Genomic DNA, 21,014 nt, shown 5'->3' on the forward strand with positions numbered 1-21,014 from the left:
CGCGCGGCTCCGGCCCGTCCCGTCCATGCCCGCGCCCGGGTCCGGCCCGTCCCGTCCATGCCGTCGCCCGGCTTCCGCCCGGCCCGTTCACGCGTCCGATTCATCCGTCCGCGCGTCCCCATGACACACTCGCCCGCCACGCGGGTACACAACCCCCCATGACCACCGACTCGTCCCGCGCCCCCGAAGCGGTCTTCGCCCCGCCGACCGCGACCTACCGGCTCCAGCTCACGCCCGGCCGCGGTTTCGCGGACGCGGCGGAACTGGTCCCCTACCTCGCCTCGCTCGGCGTCTCGCACCTGCATCTCTCGCCCGTCCTGGAGGCGGTGCCCGGCTCGGCGCACGGCTACGACGTGACCGATCCGACGCGGGTGCGCGAGGAGCTGGGCGGCCGGGCGGGGCTGCTCGCGCTCGCCGGGACGGCCCGCGAGCACGGGCTCGGCCTCGTGCTCGACCTCGTCCCCAACCACATGGCCGCCTCGCCCCGGCACACACGCGCGCTGTGGCACGTCCTGCGCGACGGGCCCGAGTCGCCGTACGCGCGCTGGTTCGACCTCGACTGGGAGGGCGGCGGCGGGCGAATCCTGCTCCCCGTGCTCGGCGGCCGGCTCGCGGACGTGCAGGACCAACTGACCGTGGCGGACGGCGAGCTGCGCTACCACGAGCACGCCTTCCCGCTGCGGGCGGGCACCGAGCACCTGCCGCTCGACGAACTCCTCGACGCGCAGTGGTACCGCCTCGCGTGGTGGCGCCTGGCCCGCACCGAGCTGAACTACCGCCGGTTCTTCACCATTTCCGAGCTGATCGGGGTGCGGCAGGAGGACCCGGAGGTCTTCGCGGCGACGCACGGGCTCGTCCTCGACCTCATGGCGGCCGGAGCCGTGCAGGGCCTGCGGATCGACCACCCGGACGGGCTCGCCGATCCCGGCGGCTATCTGCGGCACCTCGGGGAGCGCGCGGCGGAGGCCGTGCCCGGCGGGCACTGGACCGTCGTCGAGAAGATCCTCGCGGACGGCGAGGCGCTGCCCGAGGGCTGGCCGGTCTCGGGCACCACGGGGTACGACGCGCTGCGCCACATCGACGGCGTGTTCACGGACCCCGCGGGGCACGGCGAACTCCTCACGCGCTACCGGGCACTCGCCGCCCCCGCCGAGGCGCGCGGGGGCGCCTGGCCCGCGACGGCCCGCGCCGCCGCGTACCGCGTCGTGACGCACGACCTCGCCGCCGAGGTCGAGACGCTCGTGCGGTACGCGGCGCGGATCGCGCGCGCGGACGTCGCGCTGCGCGACCACGCGCCGTGGGCGCTGCGGACCGCGCTGCGCGAACTCCTCGTGCGCGTCCCCGTCTACCGCCCCTACCCGGCGCGCGACGCGGGCGCCGCGCCCGAGGACGTGCTGTCGGTGCGGGCGGCCGAGGAGGGCTCGGCGGTCTTCGCGGTGCCCGAGGAGGCGGAGTCGGTCGCACTGGTGCGGGAGCTGGCGCTCGGCGGGCGCGGCGACGGGCCCGCGTACGAGGCGTTCCGGACGCGGTTCGCGCAGACCGCGTCGGCGCTGCGCGCGAAGTCCGTCGAGGACCTGGCCTTCTACCGGTACGTGCCGCTGCTCTCGGTGAACGAGGTGGGCGGCGACCCGGGCGCGCCCGCGCTCTCGCCGGACGTCTTCCACGCGTACTGCGGGCGCGTGCAGCGCGACTGGCCGCTGACCGGCACGGTGCTCTCGACGCACGACACGAAGCGCAGCGCCGACGTGCGCGCGGCGCTCGCGGTGCTCAGCGAGGTGCCCGAGCGCTGGGCGGCGTTCCTCGCGGAGGCCGCCGCCGTCTGCCCCGCGCCCGATCCGCACCTCGGCTGGGCGGCCTGGCAGCTCGCCTTCGGCTTCGGGATCGCCGACGCGGAGCGGCTCGGCGGGGCGCTGCTCAAGCACGTACGGGAGGCGGGCCTGCACACGTCGTGGACGGAGCAGAACGGCGCGTACGAGGAGGAGGTGCGGCGCTTCGTCGCGGCCGGGCCGTGCGGGCCGCTCGGCGGGCGGCTCGCCGAGCTGCGCGCCGAACTCGCCCCGCACATCCGCGCGAACGTCCTCGGCGCGGCGCTCCTGCACCTGACGATGCCGGGCGTCCCGGACGTCTACCAGGGCACCGAGACGGAGTCACGGACGCTCGTGGACCCCGACAACAGGCGGACGCCTCCGGAGGTGCGGGAGACGCTGCGGGCGCTCGACGGGGGCCGCACGCCGCGCGATCTGCCCGAGGAGAAGCTCGCCCTGAGCGCGGCGGCGCTGCGTCTGCGCCGCGAGCTGCCGGACTGCTTCGGCGAGGACGCGTCGTACGCGCCGCTGCCCGCGAGCGGCCCCGCGGCGCCCCACTGCCTCGCCTTCGTCCGCTCGGACCGCGTCCTCACCGCCGTCACACGGCTCGCGGCGCGGCTCGCGGAACAGGGTGGCTGGAACGGGACGGTGCTGACACTGCCCCCGGGCCGCTGGCGGGAGGCGGCCGGGGACCGCTCCTACGAGGGCGGAGTCCCCTGCGCGGAGCTGTTCGCCGCCCGCCCGGCCGTCCTGCTCGTCCGTACCGACTGACCCTCATTTCCCGCCAGTCCCGTCCCCTGTCGTTGACGCCCCGGGCCGTGACTCCCTACGGTCTGGACCACCGCCGCCCCGGCGACCCGGAACCCCGGTGCCCACACCCCGGCGCCCCGGCGTCCCGGGGGCGGCGGTACCCGAGCGGCCCCGCGCGTCTCAGCCGTGCCGCTCCACGAGCCCCCGCAGCACGTCGAACGCCGGTTTCGGCGCGTACGTGTCGGTCATGAGGCCGAAGCGGTGGAAGAGCCCTGGCCGGGCGCTGTCCGCGTCGCGGAGGGCGAAGTGGGTGTACGCCGCGATTCCGGGTGCGGCGGCGGCGAGGCGTACGACGGTCCCGACGATCTCGGCCTGGCGCTCCGGGCCGCGGCCGGGGCCGGTCGGCCAGCCGTGTTCGGTGAGGTGGAGCGGGAGGTCCGCGAGTCCGGCGGGGCCGAGGACCGCCTCGCGGTGGTGGCGGAGGAGGCCGGAGACGGCGGCGTCGAACGCGGCGGCCGGGACCGGGCGGAAGACGTCGGGGAAGAAGTCGAGGCCGATATAGTCGAGTGCCGTCGTGAAGTCCTCGCCGCCCTCCCCTACGAGGTCCGCGACGAAGCCGGTCGCCGGGCCGAAGAGCGGTGTCGTGTTGAAGCCCGTGTGCAGGTGCGTGTGGCCGAGCGCGCGGGCGTGCTCCTTGACGGTCCGCACGCCCGTGACGATCGCCTCGCGCACGCCCGGGTAGTCCCCGTCGAGCGTCGGGTTGCCGACGACGTTCGGCTCCTCGGTCACCTGGAGCGTGTCCGTCACCGCCCCGTACCGCTCGACGAGCGCGCGCAGCCAGGCGCGGTAGCCCGCCACGTCGCCCGAGGCGGAGCGGTACTGGGCGACGAGGTCGAGACGGCGGCCCCGTACGGCGTACCGCTCCGCGTCGGCGGGGGTCGCGGTGGCGAGGAGGCCGCCGTCGCCGTCCTCGTAGTGCGCGTAGGCGCGGACGAGGAAGGGGCGGCCCGCGCGGCCCTGGAGCCGGTCGAGGGCTTCGCTCACGCGTGCCGGGTCGTCGGGCGCGCCGGTCGCGAGGCCGCCGGTGTCGTCGCCTGTCGCGCCGCCGGGGTAGATGCCGAAGATCACGCGGACTCCTCCGGGGTCGGTGCGGTGGCCGGGGCGGGCCAGGCGAGCGTCCCGCCGCGGATCTCCTCGACGAGCCCGCGCAGCCAGTCGTGTTCGGCGCGGGCGAGCGTCAGCGCGTACTCCGCCTCGATGACGAAGAGGCGCGGGACCCCTTGGGCGAGTGCCGCGGCCAGGCGCTTCCCGTCCTCGTCGATGCGGGCTTCCAGGCGTGCGGCGCGTTCGGTGAGCGCGGACGCGCCGCCGCGCGGGCCGAGTGCGCCGAGGTGGGCGACGGCGCCGAGGAAGCGGGAGAACTCGCGGCGCGGGTCGCGGATCCGCGCGTCGATCCGGCGGACGAGTTCCGCGCGGCCCTCGGGGGTGAGCGTGTAGACGGTCCGCTCGGGGCGGTTGCCCTCGCGTTCGCGGCCGAGCGGGGCGATGAGGCCCGCCGCGGCGAGGGCGGTGACGGTGTTGTAGACGGTGCCGCGGTGGGCGACCGAGGCGCGGGCCTCGCCGCCCGCCTGGAGTGCGGCGAGGAGTTGGTGAGGGTGTGCGTCGCCCTCCAGGAGGAGGCCGAGGACATCGGGGACGAGGGGGTTGTCGAGAGCACGTCGCGGCATGGTCGAAAACTACCAGTCTAAATAAACTACTGACAAAGGCGCAGGTGACCGCCGCGCACACGGCTGCCGTGTCCCTTGACCTTGTCGCGACGTCAAGGTTTCTACTGACCTCATGCGTATCGGAGAGCTGGCCGCCGTGGCCGGGGTGAGCACCCGGGCCGTCCGCCACTACCACCGGATCGGGCTGCTGCCCGAGCCCGCCAGACAGCCCAACGGCTACCGCGAGTACGGCCTGCGGGACGCCGTCGAGCTGGCCCGGGTGCGACGGCTGACGGAGCTGGGCCTGAGCCTCGACGAGGTCCGGGACGTGCTCGCCGACGACGCCGGCAAGGACCTCGCGGAGATCCTCACGGAGCTGGACGCCGACCTCGCGCGCCAGGAGGAGACGATCCGGCGGCGCCGCGCCCGGCTGCGGGACCTCCTCGCGCAGGCGGACGCGGACGGCGGCCTGCCGCCCGAGGCGCCCGTCTCGCCCGCGCTCGCCGCGCTCTTCGCCGACTTCGACCGCGCCGCCGCGCACCTGCCGGGCCCCGAGCCCGCCTCGCTCGCGCTCGACCGCCGCCTCCTCGCCCTCCTCGACACGTCCGCCCCCGCTTCGGGCGACCGGCTCGGCCGGCTCGCCGAGGCGTTCACCGCCGACCCGGGAACGACGCGCCGCGCGTACGCCCTCTACCGGCGCCTCGACGACCTCGCGGACGCCGCGCCCGACGACCCCCGCGTCGAGGGGACGGCCCGCGAACTCCTCGCGCTCCTGCCCACGGACCTCGCCGTGGGGGACGGCCCGGGGAACGGCCCCGACAACGGCTTCCTCGACGCCGTCTACGCCGACTTCTCCCCGGCCCAGGCCGCCGTCCTGCGCCGCGTGATCAGCCTCCTGAAGGAGCGGACGCCGTGAGAACACCCCTGGTCGGCCACCACCTGACCCTGTGGCGCGACCTCGCCCGTTGGGCCGGGCGCCGGGGCCCTGAGGGCGTCGGCGAGGGCGATCTCGCCGCCCCGTACGCGCCCGCGCAGTCGGCGATGATGTACGGCCTGCTCTTCGTCGCGGTCGCCGAGACGGTCGCGCTCGCGCTCGTCATTCCCTGGCCGTGGCTGCACGCGCTGACCCTCGTCGTGGACCTGTGGGGCTGCTGGTACGTCCTCGCCCTGCACGCCTCGTGCGTCGTACGCCCCCACGTCCTGCGCGCCGACGGCTCCCTGCGCCTGCGGTACGGAGCCCTGCTCGACGTGACCGTCCCGGCGGCCCAGCTCGCCACCCTCCGCGCCGCCCGCGCCTTCCCCGACACCCGCCTCGGCGCGGTGAACCCCTCGGGCACGGCGGACCTCCCGGTCGGCGGCACCACGACACTGACCGCGAACCTGACCGACCCCCTCACCTACACCCGGCCGCTGGGCACCCGAGCCGAGGCCCACGCCTTCCGCTTCCACGCGGAGAACGCGGCGGAGGTGGCACGGGCCTGGCGCGAGGCAAAGGTCACCCCACCCCACGCGTAAGACAAATAAAAAGGTTTCACAGAAGCCCGTGATCAAAAATGATCGCGGGCGAAACTTTTACGTGCGCGCGAAGATTCAGAAAACGCACAATCACATTTAGCGACCCTGCGGGTAAGGGAAAACGCCTCGTGAGGCGCTACGGTCGCAGCGGGAACCCCGGTCTCCCCTTGACCAGTTGAGCACCGGGGTTCCCCCTTTCGTACGCCCCCGGGACTTGACGTCCCGAAAGAAGAGAGGGATGCCCATGCATCCTGCGCACGACGCTGGCGTGAAGCGCCAAGTGCTCCACAGCGACAATGCGACGTTACCCAAAAGGGCCATGCGTGGTGTCGGTCGCTACAGCACCGAAACCCAAGTGCCCGGAGTATCGGGCGACGGGACCCTCCCCTCCCCCGCACACCGTCCCCGACGCATGAGCACGGCCGAGTCCGCGGCGAACATCGGCGGACGCCGGGCCCGGAATACCGCCCCCGGCCGGGAAAGGCCCACGTCCGCCGCCCTTCCACCCCGCCACACCCCCTCTCGCGCTCTCCCGGCGCGAGCCCTCAGGCGTCCGCTCCGACCCCGCCGCGCGAGGGCAACCCCGCCCAGTTCGGCCGGCCTTGGCTACGGCATATGCCAATGGCTTCCAGCGCGTGCGGAAATGCTGACACCGCTCTTTTCCGCCCCTCTGAGGGATGAGGGCGAGGGTCCGGAATGACTAGGGACCTGCTCCGGAATGACTACACGGCTCCTGGTCATTGCCGGAACCCTTCGTGTGGCCGGCCCCTGCCGCCCGCCAAGGGCGCGGGTCGACCGCGCCTGTACTGCTCCGAGCCGTGTCGCCGCGTCGCCCATCGCAGGGAGCGCGACGTACCGCGCGGCAACGACGAGCGGGACCAGACCCACCTCGCCGCCGCTCGGCTGCGCCAGAACACGGAGGAGCTCGTTCATCGGGCTCGCGCCGACCGCACTCTCAACTCACTGCGGCTCCTCAACAGCGTGGAGCGGGACGTGGGGCTCATGCGCGACGCCCTCGTCCAGCAGGCTCGCGCCGCCCGCACGCCGACCGCGCAGATCGCCGCCGCACTGGGCGTCAGCACCGGCACTCTCGCGCGCCGCTTCGCGCCCGCCCGACTCTCGCGCCGGCTGGCGGCGGCCCTCCACGCCGCCACCGGGCCGGCGACCGACTTCGGCCCCACGAGCGCGTCGCACTCGCCAAGCGCCTCGGCCACGGAGGAACCGGGGCGGCTGCTCGCGATGGCGCTCGGCGAACTCGTCTACGGGACGAGCTTCTCCGGGCGCGCCATCGCCCGGCGGGCCGGGGTCGATCCCTCGTACCTCTCCCGGATGCTCTCCGGCGAACGGCGTCCCTCGTGGGAGAAGACCGAGCGTGTCACGCGCGCCTGCCAGGGGGATGTGGAGACGATCCGGGCGCTGTGGGAGGCGGCCGTACGGGCCGACAGCACCCGTGCGGCCGGCGGCGAGGCCCGAGCGACGCTCTGGGGGCTGCTGCGGGGACTGCACCTGAGCGCGGGGCGGCCCAGCCCGCAGGTGATCGAGCGGCGGAGCGCGGGACGGGTCAGGGGGGACGACGCCACAGCCCTGCTTCGGCGCGAGCTGCGCCCCTGGCCCGTCGTGAGCGCCTTCGTCGCCACCCTGGGTGGTTCCCCGGCGGAGGCCATGCCGCTGTGGAGCGAGGCCGAACGGCAGCCCGCACCGGAGCGGAAGGAGCCGAGCGCATGACCTTCTCCCTCAGCCCCGGCTTCGCGATCGCCCTCCTCCTCGCCGTGGCCACCGGCTTCTATGTCAACCACCGCTCGGTGAACCCGGAGACGCGCCGAGGCGACGTGGCCACCGCCATCGGAGTGGCTGCCGCCGTCTTCATGGCACTCGCCCTGCTCCTGAGCGGAAGCACGGCGGGCACGCAGGACGCTCCCGACAGCGGGTCCCGCTCACAGCGGAGCCCCTGAACACGCGAACGGTGGGTGGCCGGGCAAGGACCCGGCCACCCACCGCTCTCTCCCTGCCCGGCGAAAACGCGCGGTCTGGATTACTCGCGCGGGGGCGTGCTCGCCGCGCCGAGCGGCCGGTCCCGTTCCTCAGTCCTCGACGTGCTTCTCGTCCGTCCGCTGCTTCTCGCCCAGCTTCTCCACGAAGTCCTGTGCCTTGTCGACGCCCGTGTCGATCTTCGCGCTGTACTTGCCGTCCGTGCGGGCGTCGACGAAGTCGCCGGCCTTCTCCAGGCCGTCCGCGATCTTCTCGCTGTGCTCCCCGGCCAGTTCCTCGGCCTTCTCCTTGAAGTTCTTGAGATTGTCGAACAACCCTGGCATTCCGGGCTCCTTGTCGTCTCCGCAGTCGGCTCGCGCGGTCGGCTCGCGCAGGGGCCCTGATCATCCCACGGGCCCCGTCTCAGTCCTCCCCCGCGAGCAGCTCCTCCATCCGCCTCGCCGCCGCCACGACCAGCGGGACCGCGCGGTCCGCGACGGACCGGCGGTGGGTGATGACGTTGACCGCCGCCGGGTCGGCGGGTTCGGGGACGCGGAGCGGGGCGGCGACGCCGATCGTGCCGGGGGTGACCTCCTCGTGGGTGATCGCCCAGCCGCGCGCGCGGACCTCGGCGACACGCTCCGGTTCGCCGGGAAGCGGCTCCCCCGCCGAGAGCAGCGCGAGCCCCGCCGAGCCCCGGTCGAGCGGGTCGCGGTGGCCGACCCCGTACGAGAAGCGCGGTCCCGGGCCCGGGGGTTCGACGACCGCGACGGCGACCGCGTGCGCGCCGTCCGGCACCACGAGGCAGGCGGTCGCGCCGAGTTCGACCGCGAGGGCGCGCAGCACCGGCATCGCGACGTCCACGAGCGGCGGGCGGGCGCGCTGGGCGAGCGTGTAGAAGGCGACGCCGACGCGGTAGCGACCGGCCGCGTCGCGCGCGGCGAAGTGGCTGCGGGTCAGCGCGGTGAGCAGCCGGTACGCGATCGAGCGGTGCACCCCGAGCGCGGCGGCGACCTCCGAGGCGCGCAGTCCGTGCGGCGCCTCGGCGAGCATCCGCAGTACGCCGAGCCCGCGCTCCAGCGTCTGCGCCCCGTCCGCCCGGCGCGCGGGCGGGCCCTCAGGCCCCGGGTCGGCCTCACGCGCCGTCATCGGTACTCCTTCGCCGTCACTTTCGTCCCGGGCTCTTGACGCGGCACGGCCCGTCTCCGCACAGTGTTGCAACATTCAATCCCACGTGTCTCGATAATCGCAACACCGCGCGACCCCGCGCCCGAACCGCACCACCCGTACCGCATTGCCGCCCCGTCCGGGTGACACCACGGCGACCCCGCGCGCCAGGACGGGGAAGTCTGCTCGCATATCCGACGAGCCGTACCGGCAGAGCGCCCGCACCCGGGCGAGAGGAGACCCCGTGCCCCACTACCGCGCCCTCGGCGACATTCCCCCCAAACGCCACACCCAGCACCGCACCCCCGAGGGCGGTCTGTACTACGAGGAGCTGATGGGCGAGGAGGGCTTCTCGTCCGACTCCTCGCTCCTCTACCACCGCCACATCCCCTCCGCGATCACCGATTCCGCGGTGTGGGAGCTGCCCGACCAGCGCACCGTCCCCAACCACCCGCTCCTGCCGCGCCACTTCGCGCTGCACGGCCTCGTCAAGGGCGAGCGCTGGCGGGACGCGGACGTCGTGACGGGGCGGCGGCTCGTGCTCGGCAACGGCGACGTGCGGATCTCGTACGCGGTCGCGGGCGCGCCCTCGCCGCTGTACCGCAATGGGCTCGGCGACGAGTGCGTGTACGTCGAGTCGGGGCGCGCGGTCGTGGAGACGGTCTTCGGCCGGCTCAACGCCCGCACCGGGGACTACGTGGTGCTGCCGCGCGCGACGACGCACCGCTGGCTGCCCGAGGGGGACGAGCCGCTGCGCGTCTACTGCGTCGAGGGCAACAGCCACATCGCACCGCCCTCGCGCTACCTCTCGCGGTACGGGCAGCTCCTCGAACACGCCCCGTACTGCGAGCGCGACCTGCACGGCCCCACGGAACTCGTCGAGGGCCGGGGGCAGGACGTCGCGATCCTGGTGAAGCACCGGGGCGCGGGCGGCGAGGTCGTCGGGACGCGCTTCACGCAGGCCGAGCACCCCTTCGACGTCGTCGGCTGGGACGGCTGCCTCTACCCGTACACCTTCAACGTCGCCGACTTCGAGCCGGTCACCGGGCGGGTCCACCAGCCGCCGCCCGTGCACCAGGTCTTCGAGGGGAACAACTTCGTCATCTGCAACTTCGTGCCGCGCAAGGTGGATTACCACCCGCTGTCCATCCCGGTGCCGTACTACCACTCGAACGTGGACAGCGACGAGGTGATGTTCTACTGCGGCGGCGACTACGAGGCGCGCAAGGGCTCGGGGATCGGGCAGGGCTCGGTCTCGCTGCACCCGGGCGGGCACAGCCACGGGCCGCAGCCGGGCGCGTACGCGCGCTCGATCGGCGTGGAGTCCTTCGACGAACTCGCCGTCATGGTCGACACGTTCCGGCCCCTGGAGCTGGGCGAGGGCGGGCGGGCGAGCGACGACGGCGCGTACGCGTGGACCTGGGCGGGGCGGGGGCCGCAGGCATGACCGTGCCCGCCGCGCTGCTCGCCGCGCTCGTCGACGACGCGGGCCTCTTCCCGCCGACCGCGCTCCCGATGGACCGCGCGCTCGCCCGCCACCGCGCGGACCTCGCCGCCGCACACCCGCTGCACACGCACCGCTTCCTCGTCCCCGCGAGCCGCCTCGGCGAGTTGCGGGCGCGCCTGGAGCCGGGCGACTCGCTCGCGCTCGGGCTCATCGCGGACCGGGGCGCGGAGGGCCTCGCCGCCGACTGCGCGGCGGTCGCGGCCGATCCGAGGCTGCGGCTCGCGCTCGTGGAGGTGCCGCTCGCCGCGTTCCCCGGCGGGGTGCGCGAGGCGCTGGACGCCCTGCCCGGTGACGTACCGGTGTACGCGGAACCGGCGGGGCGCGCCGCGTACGAACCCCTGCTCACCGAACTGGGCGCGCTCGAACGGCCCGTCGGTGCCAAGCTCCGCTGCGGCGGGGTCCGCGCGGAGCTGTTCCCGACGGCCCCCGAGGTCGCCGCGTGGATCGTGGCCTGCGCCCGCGCGGGCGTCCCGTTCAAGGCGACCGCGGGACTGCACGAGGCGGTGCGGCACACCGCGCCCGCGACCGGTTTCCGCCACCACGGCTACCTCAACCTGCTGCTCGCCACCGCTGCCGCCGCCGGGGGCGCGACGACGGGCGAGGTGACGGCGGTCCTGGAGACCGAGGACGCGGCGCGGCTGGCCCGGCGCGCGCACGCGCTCGGCGAGGCGGGCGCGCGGGCCGCGCGCCGGCTGCTCGTCTCGTACGGCTCGTGCAGCACCTCGACCCCGCTCCGGCAGGCAGCGGACCTGCTGGGCACCCCCGACACGTATCAGGAGATCCCCGTATGACCGCCGCCACCTGGGCCGAAGTGCCCATGGGCTCCCCCTTCCCGCTCCAGAACCTCCCCTACGGCGTGTTCACGCCCGCCGGGGACACGCGGGCGCGCGTCGGCGTCGCGATCGGCGCGCACGTCCTCGACGTCGCCGCCGTGCTCGGGGACGACACCTTCGCGCACGGCGCGCTCAACCCCTTCCTCGCGCAGGGGCGCGCCCGCTGGACGGCGGTACGGGCCGAGCTGACCGCGCTCCTCACCGACGCCCGCCACCGCGCGGCCGTCACCCCGCACCTGCACCCGCTCGACGCGGTGACGCTCCACCTCCCCTTCGAGGTCGCCGACTACGTCGACTTCTACGCGTCCGAGCACCACGCGGCGAATGTCGGCCGCATGTTCCGCCCCGGCGCCGAACCGCTCACACCGCAGTGGAAGCACCTGCCGATCGGCTACCACGGGCGCGCGGGCACGGTGGTCGCCTCGGGGACGCCCGTCGTCCGCCCGTGCGGCCAGAAGAAGCCGGGAGCGGCGGGCGAGTCGCCCGGTTTCGGGCCCTCGGCGCGGCTCGACATCGAGGCCGAGGTCGGTTTCGTCGTCGGTACGGGCTCGGCGCTCGGCACGCCGGTCGGCACCGCTGCCTTCGCGGAGCACGTCTTCGGCGTGTGCCTCGTCAACGACTGGTCGGCGCGGGACGTGCAGGCGTGGGAGTACGTGCCGCTCGGGCCCTTCCTCGCGAAGTCGTTCGCGACGTCCGTGTCCCCGTGGATCGTGCCCCTGGAGGCCCTGGAGGCGGCGCGCGTGACACCCCCGGAGCGGGCGCACGCGTTGCGTCCCTACCTGCGCGAGACGGAGGACTGGGGGCTCGACCTGCGCCTCGAGGTCCGCCTGAACGGGCAGCCGGTCGCGCGGCCCCCGTTCTCGGCGATGTACTGGACGGGCGCGCAGATGCTGGCCCACATGACGGTCAACGGCGCCTCGCTGCGTACCGGGGACCTCTACGCCTCGGGCACGGTGAGCGGCCCGGAACCCGGGGAGCGGGGCTGCCTGATGGAGCTGACGTGGGGCGGCGAGGAGCCGCTGAAGCTCGCCGACGGCACGAGCCGGGCATTCCTGGAGGACGGCGACGAGGTGACGATCACGGCGACGGCCCCGGGGGCGGACGGCACGGTGATCGGCTTCGGCGAGGTGACGGGGAAGATCCTGCCGGCGGTGGCTGGGGGCCGGTCATGAGCGTCCGCATATCGGACGGCGATGCCGGGGTGGCGGCGGCAACTACCGCCGTTTTCCGCGCGTTTCCGGACCCGAAGCGAAGATTTTGCGAAGAATGAGTGGTGCGCGCCTGCAATTTAACCTGATCGCGACCTGCGGAATCTTGACGCCATATCTCGCCACTTGGAATCGTCAACGGCAGTGCCGCCCGCATCGCACGGCTGCCCTGAACTGCTCGACTCACACGCGAGGTTGTCGCTCCATGCCCGGCGCACTGCTCATACCGGCTTCGACCACTGGTGCCATCCCGTCAGCTGACCTCAGTGTCGTACGCCGGAGCTGTCGCGCACCAATCATTTTCTGACCTGGGCATCTCGCACGTCCCGTCCGGTGCACGCGCGAACCGTTGCCCGGTCGCCCCACACGACCACGCCTCCGGCCCACCCGCCGGGGGCGTCGCCGAAGCGCTCTTACGAAAGGCCGGCTAGCAGTGCTGCGTTACATCGCCCGCAAAGCAGTCGGCTGGTTTTTGATGATCGTCGTCGCGACCAACCTCACGTACTTCCTCGCCAACGCCTTCCTGAAGCCCGCGTCGAACTACACCGCTCTGCGACCGCCTCGAACTCCAGCCGAGATCAACCACTCCCTGTCGCTGTACAACCTCAACCCGAACAAACCGATCATGGATCGGTGGTGGGACTGGATCACCGGGATCGTGGCCCACTGGGACTGGGGCCAGTCGCCGACCGGCGGCAGCGTCAACGGCCAGGTGTCGTACCGGATCATCGTGAGCGGTGAGCTGGTCATCGCCTCGACGATCCTCTCGGTCGTCATCGGCATCGGCCTCGGCGTGTACACCGCCTCGCGGCAGTACAAGGCGGGCGACCGGGTGTGGCAGGGGATCTCCGTGATCTCCTTCAACACGCCCTCGGCCGTGGCCTCGCTCGGCGTGGTGGCCCTCGCCATCGCGCTCAACCAGCGGCTCGGCAGCACGCTGCTGCCCGTCGCGGGCGCGCAGAGCCCGGACTCCTCCGGCTTCCTGGACGTACTCGGCTCGCGGGCCGTGCACGCGATCCTGCCCACGATCTCGCTGACGTTCATCTCGTACGCGAGTTACCACCTGTTGCAGAGATCGCTGCTCCTGGACAACATCAACTCCGACTACGTGCGCACCGCGCGGTCCAAGGGCCTGACCCGGAAGCAGGCCATCTACCGGCACGGGCTGCGGACCTCGATCATCCCCGTCGCCACGCAGGTCGCCTTCGCGATGCCGGCGCTCTTCACGGGTGCGGTGATCACCGAGACGGTCTTCGCCTGGCACGGCATGGGTGAGTACTTCACCAAGACGATCAGCACGAACGACGTCCACGGTGTCGTCGCCGTCGCCGCCTTCGGCGCGCTCATGACGGCTGTCGGCGCGATCCTCTCCGACCTCGTCATCGTGGCTCTCGACCCCAGGATCAGGGTGAGCTGACATGGCCATCAACATGCCAGGCGTCGGACCGGACGCCGAGGCGGTACGCACCGGCGATGCCGCGACGCCCGACCCCGCCAAGACCGGGGCCGCCGGGAAGCGCATCTCCCCGTTCAAGCTCTACGCGCGGCGATTCGCCCGCAACAAGGGCGCCCTCATCGGGATGGTCCTCTTCGTCCTGCTCGTCCTCTTCGCCGCGTTCGGCCGGTTCCTGACGCACTGGGACTACACCGAGGCCGACTTCGCGGCGCTCACCGTCTCGCCCGGGACCGGCGGTCACCTGCTCGGCACCAACACCGCCGGCAACGACGTCTACGCGCAGCTCGTGCACGGCCTGGGCCGGTCGATGATCATCGCCGTGGTGGTCTCGCTCCTGACCACCGCCATCGCGGGGCTCTTCGGCACCACCGCCGCCTACTTCGGCGGCAAGGTCGAGCAAGTGATGCTGGGAGTGGTCCACTTCCTGCTCGTCCTGCCCTCCTTCCTGATCATCGCGCTGGTCGGGACGCACTACCGCGGCGACTGGAAGGTCCTCGTGGTGGTCCTCACCATCTTCGGGTGGATGCTCACGGCCCGCGTGATCTGGTCGCTGGCCACGTCGCTGCGCGAGCGCGAGTACGTGATGGCGGCACGCTTCATGGGCGTCAGCCCGATGCGCACCATCGTCCGCCACCTCGTCCCCAACATCGGTTCGCTGCTCATCGTGACGTTCACGCTCGGGGTCGCCTCGACCGTGCAGTCCGAGACCGCCCTGTCCTTCATCGGATTCGGCGTCAAGCAGCCCGACATCTCGCTGGGCGCGATGCTCGCCGACGGTCAGGGCACCCTGTCCACCGCTCCCTGGCTGTTCTACCTGCCGGCCGCACTGGTGGTGCTGCTCACCGTCGCAATGGCGCTCATCGGGGACGGCCTGCGGGACGCCCTCGACCCCACCTCGCAGTCCGGAGGCCGCGCATGACCGAGCAGAGCACCATCACGACCGCCACGGACACGCGGCAGCCGCTGCTGTCCGTGCGGGACCTGCGGGTGAGCTTCCCCTCGGAGGCGGGCCGCGTGGACGCCGTGCGCGGCGTCTCCTTCGACCTGCACCGCGGCAGGACCCTCGGCATCGTCGGCGAGTCGGGTTCGGGGAAGTCCGTGACCTCGATGGCCGTCATGGGGCTGCTCCCCGAGTACGCCTCCGTCACGGGCGAGGTCACCCTCGGCGGGAACAACATCCTCGCCCTGGACGACCGGGCGATGTCGAAGGTGCGCGGCAAGCACATCGGCATGATCTTCCAGGACCCGCTCTCCTCGCTCACGCCGATCTTCAGCATCGGCGCCCAGATCGTCGAGGCGCTCCAGATCCACCAGGACATCTCCTCGGCCGCCGCCTGGAAGCGGGCCGTCGAACTCCTCGACCTGGTCGGCATCCCCAACCCGGAGCGGCGGGCCAAGGGCTTCCCGCACGAGTTCTCGGGCGGGATGCGGCAGCGGGCCGTGATCGCCATGGCGATCGCGAACGACCCCGACCTGATCATCGCGGACGAGCCGACGACCGCGCTCGACGTGACGGTGCAGGCGCAGATCCTCGACGTGCTCAAGACGGCACAGCGCGAGACCGGGGCCGCGGTCATCATGATCACGCACGACCTCGGCGTCGTGGCGGGCTCCGCCGACGACGTCATGGTCATGTACGCGGGCAAGCCGGTCGAGCGGGCCGGGGTGGACGAACTGTTCGGGCACCCCCGGATGCCTTACACGATCGGCCTGATGGGCGCGATCCCCCGGCTCGACGACCGGGCCAGGGACGCCCTGACCCCCGTTCCGGGGACGCCGCCGCTCCTCGTGGACCTGCCCGACGCGTGCCCCTTCGCCGCGCGGTGCCCGGTCGCGGAGGACGCGTGCCTCACCGCCGAACCCGAACTGCTAACGATCGGCCGCGGTGAGCCGGGCGGTTCCCCCGCCGTCGAGGTCCCCGGGGCCGCGCACTCCGTCGCCTGCCGCCGCGCCACCGAGATCAGCGACGGTCTCATCGACGGCAAGCCCGTCTTCCCCGTCCCCACCCTGCGGGAGCCCGAGGCCGCCGCGGTGCCCCGCGAGGAGCGCCCGAAGGTACTCGAACTCTCCGGACTCACGAAGACCTTCCCGCTCACCAAGGGCGGCCTGCTCAAGCGCAAGGTCGGCACCGTCTTCGCCGTCAACGGCATCGACCTCGACATTCGCGAGGGCGAGACCCTCGGTCTCGTCGGCGAATCGGGGTGCGGCAAGACGACGACGCTCCTGGAGATCATGGGGCTCAAGGCGCCGGAACGGGGCAGCATCTCCGTCGCGGGCAAGAACGCCGCCGACCTCCGCGGCAAGCGGGACATCGGCGCGGTCCGCCGCGAGATGCAGATGGTCTTCCAGGACCCGATGGGCGCCCTGGACCCCCGGATGACGGTCTTCGACATCCTCGCCGAACCGCTCCGGGCGGCCGGCGGGCACGACAAGGAGGACCTCAGCCGCCAGATCGGCGAACTCATGGAGCTCGTGGGTCTCGATCCCGAGCACCGCGACCGCTTCCCCGCCGCCTTCTCCGGCGGCCAGCGCCAGCGCATCGGCATCGCGCGGGCGCTCGCCACGCGGCCCAAGCTGCTCGTGCTCGACGAGCCGGTCTCGGCGCTCGACGTCTCGGTGCAGGCGGGTGTCATCAACCTGCTCAACGAGCTGAAGGCGGAACTGGGGCTCTCGTACCTCTTCGTCGCTCACGACCTGTCGGTCGTGCGGCACATCTCCGACCGGGTCGCGGTCATGTACTTGGGCCGGATCGTCGAGATCGGCGACATCGACTCGGTCTTCGACCAGCCCAGCCACCCGTACACGAAGGCCCTCATCTCCGCGATCCCGCTGCCCGATCCGGTCGCCGAGCGGAACCGGGAGCGCGTCCTGCTGAAGGGCGACCTTCCGAGCCCGACCGACGACAGCCCCGGCTGCCGTTTCGTCAGCAGGTGCCCGCTGCACCTGACGCTGCCGGAGTCGCGCAAGCGGCAGTGCCTGGACATCACCCCGGAACTCACGGAACGGGCCACCCCGGACCACTCCTCCGCGTGCCACTTCGCGGACTTGACACCGGCGGACCTGACCACGTCCGCCGACGTACCCACTGAAAGGCAGTCATGAGAAAGCTCGTTCTGAGCGCGGTGGCGTTCGCCGCCACCGCTTCGCTCGTCCTCTCCGGTTGTGGAGGGGGTGGAGACAGCGACAGCAAGTCCGGTGAGAAGCAGCAGAAGAACGCCACCACCGAGGCCGAGGTGCTGACCTCGTACAACCCCCAGCCCGCGAGCAACCTTCAGCAGGGGGGCAAGATGACCCTCCCGATCGTGGAAATCCCCGATCAGCTCAACTCCTTCCACGGCAACGCGTCCCTGTACACGTCGAAGATCGCCTGGTTCTACCAGCCGCAGCTGTCCTTCAACGACCCGAAGGGCAACATCACCTTCAACAAGGACTACCTCACCGACGTCAAGCAGACGACGGTCGACGGCAAGACCCAGGTGACGTACGACATCAACCCCAAGGCCAAGTGGAACGACGGCCAGGACTTCGACTGGACGGTGTTCCGCGACACCTGGAACGCGCTCAACGGCAAGGACAAGAAGTACGTCGTCGGTTCCACGGACGGGTACTCCAGCATCGCCTCGGTCAAGAAGGGCAAGGACGCCGACGAGGCAGTCGTGACCTTCTCCGGCGAGTTCGTGTACTGGAAGTCGCTCTTCTACCAGGTCGTCAACCCGCACATCGCGAAGGCGGACGACTTCAACAAGGCGTACGTGAACAAGGCGCACCCCGAGTGGGGTGCCGGCCCGTACACCATCGCGAAGTTCGACACCAAGGGCGGTGTCGTCACCTACAAGCCCAACCCGAAGTGGTGGGGTGCGAAGCCGCATCTGGACGAGTTCACCTTCGTGCAGATGGAGGAGAGCGCCAGCATCAACGCGTTCAAGAACGGGCAGATCGACGCGGTCGACGCCGGGAACGCCGAGCAGCTCAACCAGGTGAAGTCGGTCAAGGGCAGCGAGCTGCGCCGGGGCACCACGACGTCGAACAACCTGCTGATCTTCAACAGCACCTCGCCGCAGCTGAAGGACGCGGCGGTGCGCAAGGCGCTGATGGACGGGATCGACCGGGCGCAGCTCGCGAAGATCACGTTCCAGGGCCTCGGCTACACCGAGCCGCTTCCGGGCTCGCTGACCCTGTTCCCCTTCCAGAAGGGGTACCAGGACTCGTTCGGTCAGCTCGTGAAGTTCGACGCCGACAAGGCGAAGAAGGAGCTCGACGCGGCGGGCTGGAAGGCCGGCTCGGACGGCGTGCGCGCCAAGGGCGGCCAGAAGCTGGACCTGACGTTCCCCACGATCGGTGACAGCTCCACCGTCAAGGCTCGCGCCACCGCCATCGCGCAGATGATGAAGAACATCGGCGTCCACCTGGAGATCAAGGCGCACCCGTCCGCCGACTTCAACAAGGTCTTCTCCGAGCGTGCCTTCGACATCTTCGGCATGGGCTTCATCTCCAGCGACCCGAACGGAATGCTCTACATCTGCCAGGTGTACTGCTCCGATTCCCAGCTGAACGTCTCCCGCTCCGTGCCGAAGAGCATGGACAAGGAGGTCAAGGCGGTCACCGACCTGCCGACGCTGGACAAGCAGCTCAAGGCTGGTGCCGCTGCCGAGAAGAAGGCCATGGAGACCTACGGCGTCATGCCGCTCCACAACGGTCCGACCATCTGGGCCGTCAAGAAGGGTCTCGCGAACTTCGGTTCCGCGCAGTTCTACGGCAACTACGGCTCGCTCGGCCCGCCCGAGCTGATCGGCTGGCAGAAGAAGTAACCCCCCGAGCAACACCGGCTGAGGCGGTCACCGTCTGAGCCCGGTCCCGGCCCCGCCGCGCTTCCCCGTGCGGCGGGGCCGCGCCGTGTCCCCCCTTGGCGGGCCCGCGCTCCGCACCCCGCCCCGCCTCGTGTCCTCACCCGCCGAGCCGCACCAGCAGCCGTCTCGGCCCCCGCACCCGCACCCCCACCGCCCTCGGCGCGAACCCGGGGGCCAGCGCGAGCCCCCGCACGCCGAGGAGCGGCGGCAGCCCGTACCGCACCGTCAGCAGGCCGAGGTCCGGCCAGGGGTGCGCCGGTACGGGCGCGGGCCCGGCCCGGTACGGGTCCCAGCGGCCCGGGTCCGGGTACCCGGCCGGGTCCCAGCCCGCCGCCCCCAGCAGGCACAGGACCCGCTCCCCCGCCGCGACCGCCCCGCCCGGCAGCCGTACCCGTTCCCGCGCGCGCAGCACCAGGTACGGCGCGGGCGGGTCGTGGCGCAGCGTCTCGGCCCACACCGCGTCGATGAGCGCGGGCTCGTCCCGTACCGCCGCGAGGTGCGCGGGGCGCGTGAGGAGCGTGCCGAGGAGGGAGGCGAGGGCGTAGGCCGTGGCGCGCTCGGCGCCCCGCGCCCGTACCGCGAGCGCGTCGGGCAGGGGCAGCGGCGCGGGGCCGCCGGCCCGGCACCAGCGGCGCAGTGCCTCGGTGCGGCGGTACGGGAGGCCGAGCGCGGCGCCGAGCGCGACGGCGGGCAGCCAGTCGCAGAACTCCGGTACGAGGTCCGCGCTCGCGCGCGAGCCGAGGCGCCCCGCGAGCACGTGCCCGGCCCGCGCGACGACCCCGGCGACGTGCGGCGGTGGCGCGTCGGCACGCACGTCGGCGGAGGCGAGCACCCTTCCCGGAGCGTGCCCGGCCGCTGTGGCACGCCCCGTCTCTCCCTCCGCACGTTCCACCTTTTCCCCCGCGAGCAGCCCCGCCCCGTCGACCAGTCCCGGTACGTCCCCTGTCGCCGCGTCCGCCACGAGCCCCGGCTCGGCGAGCGCCGCGCGCACGTCCGCGTCGCGGCCCACGAGCCAGATCCCGTCACCGCCGCCCGCCGTGCCGGGGACCCGCACGGGCCCCGGCTCGCGGTGCAGGAGCCGGTAGTACGGAACGGGGTCGCGCGCGACGCGGACCGCGAGCGAGGCCAGGGCCGGGACGTGACTGCGCGGAAGACGCCCCGAAGCCGTCACGGGCCCGAGGCCGCCACCCGCCCCGCCCTCCGCTCCCGCCTCTGTCCGTGCCACGGCCGCCGCCTCCCGTCCCGGCCTCCCACCGCACCACCGGCGGACCGCGCGCGCCACGCCGGGCGGCCGTACGGGTGAGGGCGCGCAGGCGGCCGTACGGGTGGAGGCGGGCGCTCGCGGGCGGGACGGGCCCTCGCGGAGCGGGACAGGCGCTTCCGGGCGAGCCCGGGGCGGGCCTGTGGCACGTCTGCCAGGATCGGCTCCATGCTTCAGGTCTGTCTCAACGGCGTCCGCTCCCCCGCCACCGGCCGCTGGTTCCCCGCCACGCCCGCCGCGCTCGCCGCCTCGGCCCGCGCCGCGCACGAGGCCGGGGCCGTCGATGTCCACGTCCACGCGAAGGACGCGGCGGGCGCCGACTCGCTCGCGCCGGACGACGTGGCGCGGGTGCTGCGCGCGGTGCGCGGGGTGCTGCCCTCGGGGGTCGCGGTCGGCGTGACGACGGGGGCGTGGGCCGCGCCGGACCCTGCGCTGCGGCTCGCGCACGTGCGGGCGTGGACGGAGCTTCCCGATCACGCCTCCGTCAACTGGCACGAGCCGGGCGCCGAGGAGCTGGCGGCGCTGCTGATGGAGCGCGGGATCGGGGTCGAGGCGGGGCTGTGGTCGGGGACCGACGGCCCGGCCCGCTTCCGCGTCTCGCCGCTCGCGCCCCGTACGCTCCGGGTCCTCGCCGAGGTGACCGACCAGGAACCCGCGTCGGCCGCCACGACGGCCCGTGTCCTGCTCGGCGCCGTGCTGCCCGCGCCCGTGCCCGTGCTGCTGCACGGCGAGGACGAGGGCGCGTGGCCGGTCCTCGCGCTCGCGGCGGAACTGGGGCTCGACACCCGTACCGGTCTGGAGGACACGCTGTTCCTGCCGGACGGTACGGCGGCGCACGACAACGCGTCACTCGTCCGGGCGGCGCGCGCACTGATCGGGAAGGCGGCTCCGCACGCCGGGTGAGCGAGGGGTAGACGTCGCACCCTCCTCCTCCGCACCATGGGGATCACCCACGGGACACCGACGTCCCTGCCGGGGCCCATGACGGGGG

At 72.9% G+C, this 21,014-nt stretch carries 18 protein-coding genes; 13 read left to right on the forward strand and 5 right to left on the reverse strand.

Features of this window, described 5'->3' with window-relative positions; all coding sequences use genetic code 11:
- The first annotated feature begins 158 nt into the window (after window positions 1-158).
- Window positions 159-2,576 (forward strand): malto-oligosyltrehalose synthase, encoded by a 2,418-nt coding sequence (gene treY, locus STTU_RS05775; protein WP_007820715.1) that lies wholly within the window; start codon window positions 159-161, stop codon window positions 2,574-2,576.
- Window positions 2,577-2,735: 159 nt separating this feature from the next.
- Here the strand turns inward: treY and STTU_RS05780 are convergent, their stop codons facing one another.
- Together STTU_RS05780 and STTU_RS05785 are read right to left on the reverse strand one after the other, a co-directional pair.
- Window positions 2,736-3,683 (reverse strand): hypothetical protein, encoded by a 948-nt coding sequence (locus tag STTU_RS05780; RefSeq protein WP_043254271.1) that lies wholly within the window; start codon window positions 3,681-3,683, stop codon window positions 2,736-2,738.
- Window positions 3,680-4,282 carry a PadR family transcriptional regulator gene (locus STTU_RS05785; protein ID WP_007820717.1) on the reverse strand — a complete coding sequence of 201 codons (603 nt, stop codon included), beginning with the start codon at window positions 4,280-4,282 and terminating at the stop codon, window positions 3,680-3,682. The genes STTU_RS05780 and STTU_RS05785 overlap by 4 nt, the downstream gene beginning before the upstream one ends.
- Window positions 4,283-4,394: 112 nt before the next feature.
- Between STTU_RS05785 and STTU_RS05790 the strand changes: the two genes are divergently transcribed.
- The 4 genes from STTU_RS05790 (at window position 4,395) to STTU_RS05805 (ending at window position 7,728) form a co-directional block, all read left to right on the forward strand.
- Window positions 4,395-5,177, forward strand: a complete 783-nt coding sequence (locus STTU_RS05790; protein ID WP_007820718.1) for a MerR family transcriptional regulator — start codon at window positions 4,395-4,397, stop codon at window positions 5,175-5,177.
- Window positions 5,174-5,776 carry a hypothetical protein gene (locus tag STTU_RS05795; protein WP_043254273.1) on the forward strand — a complete coding sequence of 201 codons (603 nt, stop codon included), beginning with the start codon at window positions 5,174-5,176 and terminating at the stop codon, window positions 5,774-5,776. The genes STTU_RS05790 and STTU_RS05795 overlap by 4 nt, the downstream gene beginning before the upstream one ends.
- A gap of 1,002 nt (window positions 5,777-6,778) precedes the next feature.
- Window positions 6,779-7,501: a helix-turn-helix domain-containing protein gene (locus tag STTU_RS05800; protein ID WP_043257135.1), complete on the forward strand. Its 723-nt coding sequence runs from the start codon at window positions 6,779-6,781 to the stop codon at window positions 7,499-7,501.
- Window positions 7,498-7,728, forward strand: coding sequence for a hypothetical protein (locus STTU_RS05805; RefSeq protein WP_043254275.1), 231 nt, complete (start codon window positions 7,498-7,500; stop codon window positions 7,726-7,728). The genes STTU_RS05800 and STTU_RS05805 overlap by 4 nt, the downstream gene beginning before the upstream one ends.
- Window positions 7,729-7,857: 129 nt before the next feature.
- On the opposite strand, the gene STTU_RS05810 is transcribed toward STTU_RS05805, so the two are convergent.
- Window positions 7,858-8,088 (reverse strand): antitoxin, encoded by a 231-nt coding sequence (locus tag STTU_RS05810; RefSeq protein WP_234019164.1) that lies wholly within the window; start codon window positions 8,086-8,088, stop codon window positions 7,858-7,860.
- A 79-nt stretch (window positions 8,089-8,167) separates the two neighbouring features.
- Window positions 8,168-8,893 carry an IclR family transcriptional regulator gene (locus STTU_RS05815; protein ID WP_007820723.1) on the reverse strand — a complete coding sequence of 242 codons (726 nt, stop codon included), beginning with the start codon at window positions 8,891-8,893 and terminating at the stop codon, window positions 8,168-8,170.
- A gap of 262 nt (window positions 8,894-9,155) precedes the next feature.
- On the opposite strand from STTU_RS05815, the gene STTU_RS05820 reads away from it, so the two are divergent.
- From STTU_RS05820 to STTU_RS05850, 7 genes are all read left to right on the forward strand, one after another.
- A complete protein-coding gene (locus tag STTU_RS05820; RefSeq protein WP_007820725.1) occupies window positions 9,156-10,358 on the forward strand; it encodes a homogentisate 1,2-dioxygenase in 1,203 nt (400 codons plus the stop codon).
- Window positions 10,355-11,209 (forward strand): hypothetical protein, encoded by an 855-nt coding sequence (locus tag STTU_RS05825; RefSeq protein ID WP_043257137.1) that lies wholly within the window; start codon window positions 10,355-10,357, stop codon window positions 11,207-11,209. The genes STTU_RS05820 and STTU_RS05825 overlap by 4 nt, the downstream gene beginning before the upstream one ends.
- Entirely contained in the window at window positions 11,206-12,423 is a 1,218-nt protein-coding gene (fahA, locus tag STTU_RS05830; RefSeq protein ID WP_043254278.1) for a fumarylacetoacetase, read from the forward strand. Before STTU_RS05825 ends, fahA begins: the two co-directional genes overlap by 4 nt.
- A gap of 469 nt (window positions 12,424-12,892) precedes the next feature.
- A complete protein-coding gene (locus STTU_RS05835) occupies window positions 12,893-13,876 on the forward strand; it encodes an ABC transporter permease (protein ID WP_029397191.1) in 984 nt (327 codons plus the stop codon).
- A gap of 1 nt (window position 13,877) precedes the next feature.
- Entirely contained in the window at window positions 13,878-14,834 is a 957-nt protein-coding gene (locus tag STTU_RS05840; protein ID WP_007820733.1) for an ABC transporter permease, read from the forward strand.
- Entirely contained in the window at window positions 14,831-17,017 is a 2,187-nt protein-coding gene (locus tag STTU_RS05845; RefSeq protein WP_043254280.1) for an ABC transporter ATP-binding protein, read from the forward strand. Before STTU_RS05840 ends, STTU_RS05845 begins: the two co-directional genes overlap by 4 nt.
- Window positions 17,014-18,723: an ABC transporter family substrate-binding protein gene (locus STTU_RS05850; protein WP_202531348.1), complete on the forward strand. Its 1,710-nt coding sequence runs from the start codon at window positions 17,014-17,016 to the stop codon at window positions 18,721-18,723. The genes STTU_RS05845 and STTU_RS05850 overlap by 4 nt, the downstream gene beginning before the upstream one ends.
- Window positions 18,724-18,859: 136 nt before the next feature.
- Here STTU_RS05850 and STTU_RS05855 read toward each other — a convergent pair whose 3' ends face one another.
- The gene (locus STTU_RS05855) at window positions 18,860-19,987 is read right to left on the reverse strand and encodes a cytochrome P450 (RefSeq protein ID WP_234019165.1); all 1,128 of its coding nucleotides are present in this window, start codon (window positions 19,985-19,987) and stop codon (window positions 18,860-18,862) included.
- A gap of 204 nt (window positions 19,988-20,191) precedes the next feature.
- Here STTU_RS05855 and STTU_RS05860 point away from each other — a divergent pair, with 204 nt between their 5' ends.
- Window positions 20,192-20,926 (forward strand): 3-keto-5-aminohexanoate cleavage protein, encoded by a 735-nt coding sequence (locus tag STTU_RS05860; protein WP_007820740.1) that lies wholly within the window; start codon window positions 20,192-20,194, stop codon window positions 20,924-20,926.
- Window positions 20,927-21,014 lie beyond the last annotated feature (88 nt).

It is taken from the genome of Streptomyces sp. Tu6071, assembly GCF_000213055.1.
Taxonomy (GTDB): Bacteria; Actinomycetota; Actinomycetes; order Streptomycetales; family Streptomycetaceae; genus Streptomyces; species Streptomyces evansiae.

What these genes read in the sequence shown, in the direction of transcription:
- treY (WP_007820715.1), top strand. Translation starts at nt 159, where the DNA reads ATGACCACCGACTCGTCCCGCGCCCCCGAAGCGGTCTTCGCCCCGCCG.
- STTU_RS05785 (WP_007820717.1), bottom strand. Translation starts at nt 4,282, where the DNA reads ATGCCGCGACGTGCTCTCGACAACCCCCTCGTCCCCGATGTCCTCGGC.
- STTU_RS05790 (WP_007820718.1), top strand. Translation starts at nt 4,395, where the DNA reads ATGCGTATCGGAGAGCTGGCCGCCGTGGCCGGGGTGAGCACCCGGGCC.
- STTU_RS05800 (WP_043257135.1), top strand. Translation starts at nt 6,779, where the DNA reads ATGCGCGACGCCCTCGTCCAGCAGGCTCGCGCCGCCCGCACGCCGACC.
- STTU_RS05805 (WP_043254275.1), top strand. Translation starts at nt 7,498, where the DNA reads ATGACCTTCTCCCTCAGCCCCGGCTTCGCGATCGCCCTCCTCCTCGCC.
- STTU_RS05810 (WP_234019164.1), bottom strand. Translation starts at nt 8,088, where the DNA reads ATGCCAGGGTTGTTCGACAATCTCAAGAACTTCAAGGAGAAGGCCGAG.
- STTU_RS05815 (WP_007820723.1), bottom strand. Translation starts at nt 8,893, where the DNA reads ATGACGGCGCGTGAGGCCGACCCGGGGCCTGAGGGCCCGCCCGCGCGC.
- STTU_RS05825 (WP_043257137.1), top strand. Translation starts at nt 10,355, where the DNA reads ATGACCGTGCCCGCCGCGCTGCTCGCCGCGCTCGTCGACGACGCGGGC.
- fahA (WP_043254278.1), top strand. Translation starts at nt 11,206, where the DNA reads ATGACCGCCGCCACCTGGGCCGAAGTGCCCATGGGCTCCCCCTTCCCG.
- STTU_RS05840 (WP_007820733.1), top strand. Translation starts at nt 13,878, where the DNA reads ATGGCCATCAACATGCCAGGCGTCGGACCGGACGCCGAGGCGGTACGC.
- STTU_RS05845 (WP_043254280.1), top strand. Translation starts at nt 14,831, where the DNA reads ATGACCGAGCAGAGCACCATCACGACCGCCACGGACACGCGGCAGCCG.
- STTU_RS05850 (WP_202531348.1), top strand. Translation starts at nt 17,014, where the DNA reads ATGAGAAAGCTCGTTCTGAGCGCGGTGGCGTTCGCCGCCACCGCTTCG.
- STTU_RS05860 (WP_007820740.1), top strand. Translation starts at nt 20,192, where the DNA reads ATGCTTCAGGTCTGTCTCAACGGCGTCCGCTCCCCCGCCACCGGCCGC.